The sequence below is a fragment of the Pseudomonas sp. AN-1 genome, from assembly GCF_034057115.1.
Classification (GTDB): Bacteria; Pseudomonadota; Gammaproteobacteria; order Pseudomonadales; family Pseudomonadaceae; genus Geopseudomonas.
Genome location: NZ_CP139195.1, coordinates 3,362,743 through 3,375,251, shown reverse-complemented (window position 1 = coordinate 3,375,251; position 12,509 = coordinate 3,362,743). Strand labels below are relative to the sequence as shown.

The window sequence follows — 12,509 nt, the reverse complement described above, 5'->3', positions numbered from 1 at the left end:
GCGACGCCGGCCCGGCCGGCGCCGCGCGGGAGATCAGAGCTCGTTCATCAGCTTGCGCACCCCGGCCACGTGGCGGCGGCTGACGGTCAGCGCCTCGTCGCCGAGGCCGCGCAGGTACAGCTGGAAGTGGCCGAGGGCGGTGCGCTGCAGGCGCTCGATGCGCTCGCGGGCGACCAGTGCGTTGCGGTGGATGCGCACGAAGCGCGAGCCGAACTCCTCCTCCAGCGCCTTGAGCGGCTCGTCGAGCAGCACCTCGCCGTGCTCGTGGCGCAGGGTCACGTACTTGTGGTCGGCGATGAAGTAGATCACCTGCTCCAGCGGGATCAGGTCGATGCCCTTGCGGGTGCGCGCGCCGATGTGGCTGCGCGGGGCGCCCTGATCGGGCGCCGGGCGGCCGAGGGCGGCCAGTTGCACGCGGTTGGGCCGCTCGGCCTTCTTCAGCGCCTCCTCCAGCGCCTCCAGACGCACCGGCTTGACCAGGTAGCCCGCCGCGCTGACCTGGAACGCCTCGAGGGCGAACTCGTCGTGGGCGGTGCAGAAGATCACCGCCGGCGGCGCCTCGCGCTCGCACAACCGGGCCGCCACCTGCAGGCCGTCGAGGCCGGGCATGCGGATGTCGAGCAGGACGATGTCCGGCTTCAGCGAATCGATCAGGGCCAGCGCCTCCTCGCCGTTGCCGGCGGCAGGTTCGAGGACGCGATAGCCATCCAGTTGCCCGACCAGCCGGGCCAGGCGCTCACGCGCCAGGGGTTCATCGTCGACGATCAGGACATTCATGATGATCTGGCTTCCTGCGTGGGTCTTCCACAAGCATAGCGTAGACAGGTGAAGTGCCGTCCGTCACGGCACTCGCAGGTAAGACTCGCATCTGGCCCGAAAAGTGCCGCCAGGCGGGCCTGGATGTTGTGCAGCGCCAGGCGGGTGCCGCCGGACTCCGCCGTCTCCCCTGGCGCCAGCGGGTTGCTCACGCACAGGTGGAACTGGCCAGCGGCATACTCGGCCAGCACCTCGACCCGGCCGCCGTCGATGCGCGGCTGGATGCCGTGGATGATGGCATTCTCCAGCAGCGGCTGCAGGGTCAGCTGCGGGATCGGCAGCTCGCCCGGCACGCCGTCGATCCGCCAGTCCAGCTGCAACCGCTCGCCCAGGCGGTACTGCTCGATCGACAGGTAGCGGCGCGCCAGGGCCAGCTCGTCGCGCCAGGCCACCAGGCTGCCCGGCTTGGCCAGGCTGGCGCGGAACAGGTCGGACAGATCGAGCACCGCCTGCTCGGCCTTGTCGGCATCGACGGCGATCAGGCTGGCGATGCTGTTCAGGCTGTTGAACAGGAAGTGCGGGCGGATGCGCGCCTGCAGCGCCTCCAGCCGCGCGCGCAGCTCGGCCTGCTGCTGGCGGCGCCACTGGCTCTGCAGCCAGAAGTAGCGCAGCACCAGCCCGGACATGATCAGCGCGATCAGGCCGTGGCGCAGGTAGAGGTTGACCTGCCCCTCCAGCGGCCGCGGCGCGGCCAGGCCGAAGTGGCCGGCCGCCCAGGTGCAGGCCAGGGTCAGCGCCACCACCAGCGCGCCGCAGAGGATGCCGGCCAGCGCCTGCGGCAGGCGCATCAGCCAGGGCCGCAGGCGGCACAGCGCCGCCGCCGCGAGCAGCACGTTCCACTGCACGAACAGCGAGGTCAGCGCCAGGCGCACCCAGTCGAACGCCGGCTGCAGCGGCTCGGCCAGCACCAGCACCAGCACCAGCAGCTCGGCGAGCAGCACCAGGCTGAGCAGCGCCTCCGGCGCGCACAGCTCGGGGAGGAAGAAGTCGTCGGAGGAGGCCGGCGGGCGGGTGCCGGTGGACCAGGTTCTGCGCATGCCCGCAGTGTCGGTGCCGACCGCTCGTCCGGCAAGTCCGGCCCGCCGCCACGGTGACCGCCGTCACCGAATGCCGCTGCCGGGTTTTGCCGGGCGAGCTGCTATCATGCCCGCCACTTCCTTCACCGACGCATGCACAGCACGAGACACCGATGAGCAGCGAAAAAACCAACCAGTCCTGGGGCGGCCGCTTCAGCGAGCCGGTCGACGCCTTCGTCGCCCGCTTCACCGCCTCCGTCGACTTCGACAAGCGCCTGTACCGCCACGACATCATGGGCTCGATCGCCCACGCCACCATGCTCGAGCAGGCCGGCGTGCTGACCGTTGCCGAGCGCGACGCGATCATCGACGGCCTCACCCAGATCCAGGCCGAGATCGAGGCCGGCCAGTTCGACTGGCGCGTCGATCTGGAAGACGTGCACATGAACATCGAGGCGCGCCTGACCGACCGCATCGGCATCACCGGCAAGAAGCTGCACACCGGGCGTAGCCGCAACGACCAGGTGGCCACCGACATCCGCCTGTGGCTGCGCGACGAGATCGACGTGATCCTCGCCGAGATCACCCGCCTGCAGCAGGGCCTGCTGGCGCAGGCCGAGCAGCACGCCGAAGTGATCATGCCCGGCTTCACCCACCTGCAGACCGCCCAGCCGGTGACCTTCGGCCACCACCTGCTGGCCTGGTTCGAGATGCTGTCGCGCGACCACGAGCGCCTGGTCGACTGCCGCAAGCGGGTCAACCGCATGCCGCTCGGCTCGGCCGCGCTGGCCGGCACCACCTACCCGATCCAGCGCGAGATCACCTGCCGGCTGCTCGGCTTCGAGGCCATCGGCGGCAACTCGCTGGACGGCGTGTCGGACCGCGACTTCGCCATCGAATTCTGCGCCGCCGCCTCGCTGGCGATGATGCACCTGTCGCGCTTCTCCGAGGAGCTGGTGCTGTGGACCAGCGCCCAGTTCAACTTCATCGAGCTGCCGGACCGCTTCTGCACCGGCTCCTCGATCATGCCGCAGAAGAAGAACCCCGACGTCCCCGAACTGGTGCGCGGCAAGAGCGGCCGGGTGTTCGGCGCGCTGACCGGCCTGCTGACCCTGATGAAGGGCCAGCCGCTGGCCTACAACAAGGACAACCAGGAGGACAAGGAGCCGCTGTTCGACGCCGCCGACACCCTACGCGACAGCCTGCGCGCCTTCGCCGACATGGTCCCGGCGATCCGGCCGCGCGTCGAGGTGATGCGCGAGGCCGCGCGCCGCGGCTTCTCCACCGCCACCGACCTGGCCGACTACCTGGTGCGCAAGGGCCTGCCGTTCCGCGACTGCCACGAGATCGTCGGCCACGCGGTGAAGTACGGCGTGCAGAGCGGCAAGGATCTGGCCGAGATGTCGCTGGACGAGCTGCGCCAGTTCAGCGACCAGATCGAAGGCGACGTGTTCGCCGTGCTGACCCTGGAAGGCTCGGTCAACGCCCGCGACCACATCGGAGGCACCGCCCCGGCGCAGGTGCGCGCCGCCGTGGCCCGCGGCCGCGAGCTGCTGGCCGCGCGCTGACCCCCCGCGGCAGGCGCTCCGACCAAGGAGCGCTTGCCGTGCCCGGCATAGGCGGGTTATGAAGGAGGCCAAGGCCGCCCGGAATGCCCGCCATGCCCACCGACCGCCCGCGCTTTCGCGTCAGCGCCGACCGCCAGTCGGCCAGCCGCCGCCTGCGCTACATCGAGACCAGCCGCCCGGACGACGGCAGCTGCACCCTCTGCCGGCTGGACGAAGAGAACCCGCCGGCGCCCGACGAGACTCCCGCCATGACCGAACACAGCGCCGAGGACGATGCCGTCTTCGCCGAAGAGAAACTGATCGAGGCCATCGAGAATCAGGTCGCCGCCGGCGAGCCGGCCGCGGCCCAGGCCACCCTCAACAAGCTGACCCTGGTCGGCTACCCGCGCGAGGACGCCGTGCGCCTGATGGCGCTGATCCTCGCCCACGAGATCGAGAACATGCTGGCCGACAACCGTCCGTTCGACGGCGCCGGCTACGAGCGCATGCTGCGCGCCCTGCCCGAGCTGCCCGAGGCCCTGCAGGGCGACGCCGAGGAAGACGAATAACGACAAGCGGCAGCACCCGGCTGCCGCGACCGCACTGGAGGCACCATGCACCTGAATCCCGAGCTGATCGCCGAACTGGAACTGCTCACCCTGTTCAACCCGGACAACACCCAGGAGGGCCTCAAGATCCACCAGGACGCCGCGCCGCAGATGATCGCCGCCGGCCAGCGCCTGCACGCCAAGGGGCTGATCTCCCAGGCCGACGGCGGCTACCTGACCAGCCTCGGCCTCGACGCCACCGAGCAGCTGCGCACCGTGCTGACCATCCTGCAGCCGGCCTGATCGCCTCTGCCGTAGGCTGGAAAACGACCGCGGGCCCTTTCCACCAGCCAGCGACACGCGGCCAAGGCGGAAAACCGCTGCGCGGGTTTTCCACCCTACGCATCGCGTAGCCCAGAAAGCCAACAGCCCGCGCCGGTCTCCCGGTCGCGGGCTGTTTGCGTTCTTGCCGTCAGGCCGCCTTCAGCGCACCTCGCCGGCGGCCTCCGGCTGGTAGTCGACGCCGAGCAGGGTCAGCTTGAGGCGCTTGCCGCCGGGCACTTCCCAGTCGATGGTCTGGCCGACCGACAGGCCGAGCAGCGCACAGCCGACCGGCGCCAGCACCGACACCGTGCCCTCGGCGCCCGCCTCGTGCGGGTAGACCAGGGTCAGATGGTATTCCTTGCCGCTGGCTTCCTCGCGGCAGTGGGCGGTGGAGTTCATGGTCACCACGCCCGGCGGCACCGCGTCGAGACCGACCACCTCGGCGCGCTCGAGTTCGCGCTCCAGTGCCTCGGCGGTGGGGCCGTAGTCCTCCAGGCTGTCCAGCAGCTTCTCCAGACGCTGCAGGTCGAGACGGGTGATGGTGATGGGCGGCGACAGGCTCATGATGTCGGCAGGGCTCCTTGACGTGATCGGGAAAAAGCAAAACCCCACCCGAGCAGGCTGTGTGAAAACGTCGCAAACGTCGGCGAAGCAAAGCCGAAAGGGCGACCACGGGGGTCGACCGCTTCCAACGGCGCATCGCCCGACGCGGTGTCTTTACACAACCGGCGCAGGCGGGGTTTGCAGCGACCATACCACAGCAAGGCGAATAGGCAAGCCGGCCGGATCAATGCCCCCGGCCGCAGGAGCGGCGCGGGCGGTGTGCCCGCGCGGAGTACGGGCACGCTCCGGACGGCGCTCAGAGCGCCGAGAAGTCGACCTCCTCGCCGGCCTGCTCGCGGACCAGACGCGCCAGCATGGCCGGCAGCGGCTCGCCGCCGGCGTCGCACACCCAGCGCACAGCACTCTCGTCGTAGTCGAAGTGGAAGCCGCCGGAGCGCGCCGCCAGCCACAGCTGGCGCAGCGGCTCCTGGCGGCTGAAGATCAGCTGGCTGCCGTTGTCGAAGCGCACGGTCAGCACGCCGCCGCTGTTCTCCAGATCGACGTCCAGGTCGCTGGCGTCGAAGGCGTCTTCGACCGCCAGTTGCAGGGCGTCCACCAGGCTGTGGAAGCGGGCTTCGGTGAGGCTCATCGGCTGTTCTCCGCGGAAACTGGGTTGCATACACAAGGCCCCGCGCAGGCCGCGTCCGCCGCGCGTCCCGGCGCATAGGCAAGCCCTCGGGGGGTCGGTATACTCCGGCGCAATCGATGCTTTTACAAGGATTTCCGCCATGAAGCGCCTGCTGCTTCCGCTCCTTGCGCTGATCGTGCTCAGCGCCGGCCTCACCGGCTGCGGCCAGAAAGGTCCGCTGTACCTGCCGGGCGACAAGAACGCCGGTAGCAGCAAAGACCGCTTCGAACTCTAAGATTCCGTGCGTCCGCCTGTGGGCGGACGCCCCCAGGAGGCTGCATGCAATCCTTCGACTACCGCGACGGCCAGCTGTTCGCGGAAGGCGCGGCGCTGTCCGCGATCGCCGAGCGCTTCGGCACCCCCACCTACGTCTATTCGCGCGCCCACATCGAGGCGCAGTACCGCGCCTACGCCGATGCGCTGGCCGGCATGGAGCACCTGGTGTGCTTCGCGGTCAAGGCCAACTCCAACCTCGGCGTGCTCAACGTGCTCGCGCGCCTCGGCGCCGGCTTCGACATCGTCTCGCGCGGCGAACTGGAGCGCGTGCTGGCCGCCGGCGGCGAGCCGGGCAAAATCGTGTTCTCCGGCGTCGGCAAGAGCCGCGACGACATGCGCCGCGCGCTGCAGGTCGGCGTCCACTGCTTCAACGTCGAATCCGACGTCGAGCTGGAGCGCCTGCAGGAAGTCGCTGCCGAACTGGGCGTCAAGGCGCCGGTGTCGCTGCGGGTCAACCCCGACGTCGACGCGCAGACCCATCCGTACATCTCCACCGGCCTCAAGGAGAACAAGTTCGGCATTGCCATCGACGCCGCCGAGGCGGTCTACGTCCGCGCCGCCGAGCTGCCGAACCTCGAGGTGGTCGGCGTCGACTGCCACATCGGCTCGCAGCTGACCCAGCTCGAGCCGTTCCTCGACGCCCTCGAGCGCCTGCTGGCGCTGGTCGACCGCCTGGCCGAGCGCGGCATCACCATCCGGCACCTGGATCTGGGCGGCGGCCTCGGCGTGCGCTACCGCGACGAGGAGCCGCCGCTGGCCGGCGACTACATCAAGGCGGTGCGCGAGCGCCTGGCGGGCCGCGCGCTGGCCCTGGTGTTCGAGCCGGGCCGCTCGATCGTCGCCAACGCCGGCGTGCTGCTGACCCGCGTCGAGTACCTCAAGCACACCGAGCACAAGGACTTCGCGGTGATCGACGCGGCGATGAACGACCTGATCCGCCCGGCGCTGTACCAGGCGTGGATGGACATCGTGGCGGTGCAGCCGCGCAGCGGCGAGGCGCGCCGCTACGACCTGGTCGGGCCGATCTGCGAGACCGGCGACTTCCTCGGCAAGGACCGCGAGCTGGTGCTGGCCGAAGGCGACCTGCTGGCGGTGCGCTCGGCCGGCGCCTACGGCTTCGTGATGAGTTCCAACTACAACACCCGCGGCCGCGCCGCCGAGGTGCTGGTGGACGGCGAGCAGGTGCATCTGGTGCGCCGCCGCGAGACCCTCGAGGAACTCTACGCCGGCGAAAGCCTGCTGCCCAACTGATCCGGAGGCCGGCATGCTGCTGCGTTTCACCAAGATGCACGGGCTGGGCAACGACTTCATGGTCCTCGACCTGGTCACCCAGCACGCCCACATCCAGCCCAAGCACGTGCGCCAGTGGGGCGACCGCCACACCGGCGTCGGCTTCGACCAGCTGTTGATCGTCGAGCCGCCGAGCCGCCCGGACGTCGACTTCCGCTACCGCATCTTCAACGCCGACGGCTCCGAGGTGGAGCAGTGTGGCAACGGCGCGCGCTGCTTCGCCCGCTTCGTGCTGGACAAGCGCCTGACCGCCAAGAAGCGCATCCGCGTCGAGACCAAGAACAGCGTGATCGAGCTGAACGTGCGCAACGACGGGCAGATCACCGTGGACATGGGCGCGCCGCGCCTGGCGCCCGCGGAGATCCCCTTCGTCGCCCCGGAAGCGGCGATCGCCTACGAGGTCGAGGTGGACGGGCGCACGCTGGAGCTGGCCGCGGTGTCGATGGGCAACCCCCACGGCGTGCTGCGCGTCGCCGACGTCGACACGGCGCCGGTACACCAGCTCGGCCCGCAGCTGGAAACCCACCCGCGCTTCCCGCAGAAGGCCAACATCGGCTTCCTGCAGGTGGTCGACGCCCACCATGCGCGCCTGCGCGTGTGGGAACGCGGCTGTGGCGAGACCCAGGCCTGCGGCACCGGCGCCTGCGCCGCCGCGGTGGCCGGCATCCGCCAGGGCTGGCTGCAGTCGCCGGTGCAGATCAGCCTGCCCGGCGGCAGCCTGTCCATCGAGTGGGCCGGCCCGGGTGCGCCGGTGCTGATGACCGGCCCGGCGCTGCGCGTGTTCGAAGGCCAGGTGCGCCTGTGAGCGAGCTGCCGGAGCTGGACGCCGAACAGGTCGCCGCCTGGCTGGCGGCGCACCCGCAGTTCTTCGTCGGCCGCGACGCGCTGCTCGAGCAGCTGCTGATCCCCCACGAGGCGGGCCATGCGGTGTCGCTGGTCGAGCGCCAGCTGCGCCTGCTGCGCGAGCGCAACCACGAGCTGCGCGCGCGCCTCACCCAGCTGATGGACATCGCCCGCGACAACGACCGCCTGTTCGAGCGCACCCGCCGGCTGATCGTCGCCCTGCTCGACGCCGAGGGCCTCGAGGAGCTGGTCGCCGCGGTGGAGGACGGCCTGCGCCACGACTTCCAGGTGCCCTTCGTCAGCCTGCTGCTGTTCAGCGACAACCCGCCGGCGGTGGGCCGCTGGGTCGGCGAGCGCGAGGCCCAGCAGCGCATCGGTGCCCTGCTCGGCGGCAACAAGACGGTGTGCGGCGTGCTGCGCGCCGAGGAGCTGGCCTTCCTGTTCCCCGCCGAGCAGGTCGGCAGCATCGGCTCGGCGGCAGTCGCGGTGCTCAGCCACCAGGGCCTGCACGGCGTGCTGGCCCTCGGCAGTTCCGATCCGCAGCACTACAGGAGTTCGCTGGGCACGGTGTTCCTCGGTCACGTCGCCGAGATAGTCGCGCGCCTGCTGCCGCGCCTGGTGCCGCCGCTGCGCGCGGTGCGCTGAACGCCGCCCGGCAATCCCCCACGGGGCATCCGCAGCCCCAAGGAGCCCGCCATGCGTGCCGCCCCGGACGACTTCCACGCCTGTCGCGACCGTGCCGTTCGCGAGCTGTTCTACGCCGGCCTGCGCCTGAGCGAGCTGAGCCGCCTCGACCTGGCCCAGCTCGACCTCGCCGCCGGTCTGCTGCAGCTGCCGGCCGGGCACGGGCAGCGCCGCGAGCTGGCGCTCGGCCGCCAGGTGCGCGCCGCGCTGCAGGAGTGGCTGACGCTGCGCCAGGCGGTGGCCGTCGAGCCGGCGCTGTTCGTCGGCCGCCAGGGCCGACGCCTGACCCCGCGGGCGCTCCAGCAGCGCGTGCGCGCGGCCGGCCTGCGCGAACTGGCCGCCAGCCCGCAGCCCGCCGTCAGCCGCGAAGCCGCCGCGCCGGCGGAGCCCCCCGACGACGCCGGCAGCGAGCGGGCGCAGGCCTACGCCCGCCTCGACTTCCGCTACCTGGCGCGGGCCTACGAGCGGGCCCACCCGCGCGCCCATCGGCGCACGCCGCACGACGACGAGAGCGGCGCCGACTGAGCCCCGGCGGTATGATGCGGAAATCGACTGGAACACCCCGCCGCCGCGGAGACCGCCCTTGAGCCTGCGCCTGATCATCTTCGACCTCGACGACACCCTGTGGGACGCCCCGCCGGTGCTGGAGTCCGCCGAAACCGCGCTGCAGCGCTGGCTCGCCGAGCACGCCCCGCGCCTGGGCGACGAGGCCGGCGCGCAGATCCGCGCCAACCGCCAGTGGCTGCTGGCGCAGGAGCCGACCCTGCAGATCCGCATCAGCGAGCTGCGCCAGCGGGCGCTGCAGCGCAGCCTGCGCCAGGCCGGCTACGCCGAGGCCGAAGCCGATGCACTGGCGCAGGGCGCCTTCGCGCACTTCCTCGCCGCCCGCCAGCAGGTCGCCCTGTTCCCCGAGGTGCGTCCGACCCTCGAGCAGCTGGCCGGGCGCTTCGCCCTCGGCGTGCTGACCAACGGCAACGCCGACGTGCAGCGCATCGGCATCGCCGACTACTTCCGCTTCGCCTTCAGCGCCGAGCAACTGGGCGTGAGCAAGCCCGACCCGCGCGCCTTCCACGCCGCGCTCGCCGAAGCCGGCGTGCCGGCCGAGGCGGCGGTGCACGTCGGCGACCATCCGCGCGACGACATCGCCGGCGCCCAGGGCGCCGGCCTGCGCGCCATCTGGATCAACCCGCAGGGCAAGGCCTGGGAAGGCGAACGCGCACCGGACGCCCAGGTCGCCAGCCTCGCCGAGCTGCCGGCGCTGCTGGCCCGCTGGCAGGCGGGCTGATGGCGGGCGCTGCCCGCGCCCCGCTCGCCGCTCCGCTGCTGCCGGCTCTGGCGCTGCTGGCCGGACTGCTCGCCGGCGGCATCCAGCCGGCCGGCCTGCTGGTCGGTACGCTGTTCGTCCTCTGGGTGCTGCAGCCGCCGCGCGCCCTGCCCGCCGGCCTGTGGCTGGGCGCCAGCCTCTTGGCCGGCACCGCGCTGGCCGCCTATGCACTGCCCGGCTTCGCCCCTCTGCAACTGAGCGCGCCGCGCGCGCTCAGCGCCGACGCCGCGCCCTACGCCGTGCGTCTGCACTGGGACAAGCTGCTGCTCGGCGCCGCCCTGCTGGCCTGGTGGTGGCGCCAGCCGCGCCCGCGTCCGGCGCGGCCGCAAGCGGCCTGGCTGTGCGCCCTGGCCACCCTGCTGGCGGTACCGGCGCTGGCCCTGGCCCTCGGCGTGGTGGCCTGGCAGCCGAAGTGGCCGCCGGAGCTGGCGGTCTGGCTGGCGGTGAATCTCGGGGTGACGGCGCTGGCCGAGGAGCTGCTGTTCCGCGCCCTGCTGCAGGGCACGCTGGTCGCGCGCCTCGGCGCCGCGCGCGGCATCGCCCTGACCGCCCTGCTGTTCGGCCTGGCCCACGCGCCGTTCAGCATCGGCTTCGCCGCGGTCGCCGCCGTGGCCGGCCTCGGCTACGGCTGGCCGCTGCAGCTGTCCGGCCGGCTGTGGCCGGCGGTGCTGCTGCACGGCGCGGTCAACCTCGCGCACTTCCTGCTGCTCAGCTACCCGCTGCGCAGCCTCTGAAAACGGAAAAGGGCGATCCCGGACACTCCGGGATCACCCTTGCGCCAGCCAGCGATCGCGTGGATCAGATGGGGCGGCTGCCGTACTTGCTGTCCGGCTTCTTCGGCGGGTCGGCAACCACGTTGGATTCGATTTCCTGCACCTTGCCACCGCGGGCGAGGAACTCCTCCATCGCCCTGGCCAGCGCGTCGCGTTCCTTCTGCTTGGCCTCGATGGAGGGCAGCTCCTCGGGCTCGGCCTCCTTCTTGGTCTTCTTGGCGACCGGGGCTGCCACCTCGTCGTCGCCGTCGCCATCGTCGTCCGGGGCGGCGCCCAGCTCTTCCTCCGCCTCCTCGGCGCCCTCCAGCTCGTCCTGTTCGAGATCTTCTTCGCTCATGATCAACCCCATGCTGCTGTTCAAAGCAGAGTGTATATAGCCCAGCCACGTCGCCCGTGCGCGCCGCCGGTGCAGATTTGCCGGCCCCACCCCCGCCGTCGCCCCGCTGCGGCGGGGCCGGGAGGGCGGGCTGGCCCGTTTGCGCGCATTCTAGCGTGCCGCGAGAAAAAGCAAAGGGCACCCGCAGGTGCCCCTCGTCGCGTCTGCGGCAGCCCCGCGGATCAGCTCTTGCGAGTGAACTCCGGGTAGGCCTCCATGCCGCATTCGGCGATGTCCACGCCGGTGTACTCGTCCTCGGCGTCGACGCGCAGGCCGATCAGCGCCTTTAGGATGCCCCACATCACCAGGCTGGCGGCGAACACCCAGCCGAAGATGCAGACGATGCCGAGCAGCTGGGCGGCGAAGCTGCCCGCGTCGTTGGTCAGCGGCACCGCCAGCAGGCCCCACAGGCCGCCGAGGCCGTGCACGGAGATGGCGCCCACCGGGTCGTCGATCTTCAGCTTGTCGAGGGTCAGCACGCCGACCACCACCAGCACGCCGCCCACGCCGCCGATCAGCACCGCGGCCAGCGCCGACGGGGTCACCGGCTCGGCGGTGATCGCCACCAGGCCGGCCAGGGCGCCGTTGAGGGCCATGGTCAGGTCGAACTTGCCGAACAGCAGGCGCGCGACGATCAGCGCGGCGAGCATGCCGCCGGCCGCGGCCATGTTGGTGTTGACGAAGGCCGAGGCGACCGCGTTGGCGTTCTCGATGCTGCTGATGGCGAGCTGCGAGCCGCCGTTGAAGCCGAACCAGCCGAACCACAGGATCAGCGCGCCCAGGGTCGCCAGCGGCAGGTTGGCGCCGGGGATGGCGTTGACCTGGCCGTTGGCGCCGTACTTGCCGCGCCGCGCGCCGAGCAGCAGGACGCCGGCCAGGGCCGCGGTGGCGCCGCACAGGTGCACCACGCCGGAACCGGCGAAGTCGAGGAAGCCGGCCTGGTTGAGGAAGCCGGTGCCCCACTTCCAGTAGCCCTGGACCGGGTAGATGAAGCCGGTCATCACCACCGCGAAGGCGAGGAAGGCCAGCAGCTTCATGCGCTCGGCCACCGCACCGGAGACGATCGACATGGCGGTGGCGACGAACACCACCTGGAAGAAGAAGTCGGCGCGTTTGGCGTAGGCGGGGGCGTCGTCGCCGCCGGCGGCGACCAGGTCGACGGCGTGCTCGTCGCCGATCAGGAAGCCCAGGCTCGGCAGGAAGCCGCCTTCGGGGCTGGAGTACATGATGTGGTAGCCGACCAGCAGGTACATCACGCAGGCCACGGCGTACAGGGTGACGTTCTTGGTGAGGATCTCGGTGGTGTTCTTGGCGCGCACCAGACCGGCCTCGAGCATCGCGAAGCCGGCGGCCATCCACATGACCAGGGCGCCGCAGAGCAGCAGGTAGAAGGTGTCCAGCGCATACTGGAGCGGAATCAGAGCATTGGTATCCATGACAAAAGCCTTTTGCCGGGGGCGC

At 71.2% G+C, this 12,509-nt stretch carries 16 protein-coding genes; 10 read left to right on the top strand and 6 right to left on the bottom strand.

The window, feature by feature from the left end:
- Nucleotides 1–33: 33 nt before the first annotated feature.
- Nucleotides 34–777, bottom strand: coding sequence for a LytR/AlgR family response regulator transcription factor (locus SK095_RS15905; protein ID WP_136491441.1), 744 nt, complete (start codon nucleotides 775–777; stop codon nucleotides 34–36).
- Entirely contained in the window at nucleotides 774–1,853 is a 1,080-nt protein-coding gene (locus SK095_RS15900) for a sensor histidine kinase (RefSeq protein ID WP_320546825.1), read from the bottom strand. The genes SK095_RS15905 and SK095_RS15900 overlap by 4 nt, the downstream gene beginning before the upstream one ends.
- Before the next feature lie 152 nt (nucleotides 1,854–2,005).
- Between SK095_RS15900 and argH the strand changes: the two genes are divergently transcribed.
- The 3 genes from argH (at nucleotide 2,006) to SK095_RS15885 (ending at nucleotide 4,230) form a co-directional block, all read left to right on the top strand.
- Complete coding sequence (gene argH, locus SK095_RS15895; protein ID WP_320546824.1) at nucleotides 2,006–3,400, top strand: argininosuccinate lyase; 1,395 nt, start codon at nucleotides 2,006–2,008, stop codon at nucleotides 3,398–3,400.
- A gap of 92 nt (nucleotides 3,401–3,492) precedes the next feature.
- Entirely contained in the window at nucleotides 3,493–3,948 is a 456-nt protein-coding gene (locus SK095_RS15890; protein ID WP_178084098.1) for a hypothetical protein, read from the top strand.
- Between the two features lie 45 nt (nucleotides 3,949–3,993).
- Nucleotides 3,994–4,230, top strand: coding sequence for a TIGR02647 family protein (locus SK095_RS15885; RefSeq protein ID WP_136491444.1), 237 nt, complete (start codon nucleotides 3,994–3,996; stop codon nucleotides 4,228–4,230).
- 180 nt (nucleotides 4,231–4,410) lie between these two features.
- Here SK095_RS15885 and rnk read toward each other — a convergent pair whose 3' ends face one another.
- Nucleotides 4,411–4,815, bottom strand: coding sequence for a nucleoside diphosphate kinase regulator (gene rnk / locus SK095_RS15880; RefSeq protein WP_136491445.1), 405 nt, complete (start codon nucleotides 4,813–4,815; stop codon nucleotides 4,411–4,413).
- A gap of 295 nt (nucleotides 4,816–5,110) precedes the next feature.
- Entirely contained in the window at nucleotides 5,111–5,443 is a 333-nt protein-coding gene (gene cyaY / locus SK095_RS15875; protein ID WP_320546823.1) for an iron donor protein CyaY, read from the bottom strand.
- 139 nt (nucleotides 5,444–5,582) lie between these two features.
- On the opposite strand from cyaY, the gene lptM reads away from it, so the two are divergent.
- The 7 genes from lptM to SK095_RS15840 are packed head-to-tail and all read left to right on the top strand — an operon-like array spanning nucleotide 5,583 to nucleotide 10,633.
- The gene (gene lptM / locus SK095_RS15870) at nucleotides 5,583–5,717 is read left to right on the top strand and encodes an LPS translocon maturation chaperone LptM (RefSeq protein ID WP_136491447.1); all 135 of its coding nucleotides are present in this window, start codon (nucleotides 5,583–5,585) and stop codon (nucleotides 5,715–5,717) included.
- A 44-nt stretch (nucleotides 5,718–5,761) separates the two neighbouring features.
- Nucleotides 5,762–7,009: a diaminopimelate decarboxylase gene (lysA, locus tag SK095_RS15865; protein ID WP_320546822.1), complete on the top strand. Its 1,248-nt coding sequence runs from the start codon at nucleotides 5,762–5,764 to the stop codon at nucleotides 7,007–7,009.
- Between the two features lie 13 nt (nucleotides 7,010–7,022).
- Nucleotides 7,023–7,853 (top strand): diaminopimelate epimerase, encoded by an 831-nt coding sequence (dapF, locus tag SK095_RS15860; protein ID WP_320546821.1) that lies wholly within the window; start codon nucleotides 7,023–7,025, stop codon nucleotides 7,851–7,853.
- Entirely contained in the window at nucleotides 7,850–8,536 is a 687-nt protein-coding gene (locus SK095_RS15855) for a DUF484 family protein (RefSeq protein ID WP_320546820.1), read from the top strand. Before dapF ends, SK095_RS15855 begins: the two co-directional genes overlap by 4 nt.
- Nucleotides 8,537–8,587: 51 nt before the next feature.
- The gene (locus SK095_RS15850) at nucleotides 8,588–9,100 is read left to right on the top strand and encodes a tyrosine-type recombinase/integrase (RefSeq protein WP_320546819.1); all 513 of its coding nucleotides are present in this window, start codon (nucleotides 8,588–8,590) and stop codon (nucleotides 9,098–9,100) included.
- A 58-nt stretch (nucleotides 9,101–9,158) separates the two neighbouring features.
- Nucleotides 9,159–9,860, top strand: a complete 702-nt coding sequence (locus SK095_RS15845) for an HAD family hydrolase (protein ID WP_320546818.1) — start codon at nucleotides 9,159–9,161, stop codon at nucleotides 9,858–9,860.
- Nucleotides 9,860–10,633, top strand: coding sequence for a CPBP family intramembrane glutamic endopeptidase (locus SK095_RS15840; RefSeq protein ID WP_320546817.1), 774 nt, complete (start codon nucleotides 9,860–9,862; stop codon nucleotides 10,631–10,633). The genes SK095_RS15845 and SK095_RS15840 overlap by 1 nt, the downstream gene beginning before the upstream one ends.
- 64 nt (nucleotides 10,634–10,697) lie before the next feature.
- Here the strand turns inward: SK095_RS15840 and sutA are convergent, their stop codons facing one another.
- Nucleotides 10,698–11,009, bottom strand: coding sequence for a transcriptional regulator SutA (gene sutA, locus SK095_RS15835; protein ID WP_136491713.1), 312 nt, complete (start codon nucleotides 11,007–11,009; stop codon nucleotides 10,698–10,700).
- 221 nt (nucleotides 11,010–11,230) lie between these two features.
- Nucleotides 11,231–12,484 (bottom strand): ammonium transporter, encoded by a 1,254-nt coding sequence (locus SK095_RS15830; protein ID WP_136491712.1) that lies wholly within the window; start codon nucleotides 12,482–12,484, stop codon nucleotides 11,231–11,233.
- Nucleotides 12,485–12,509 lie beyond the last annotated feature (25 nt).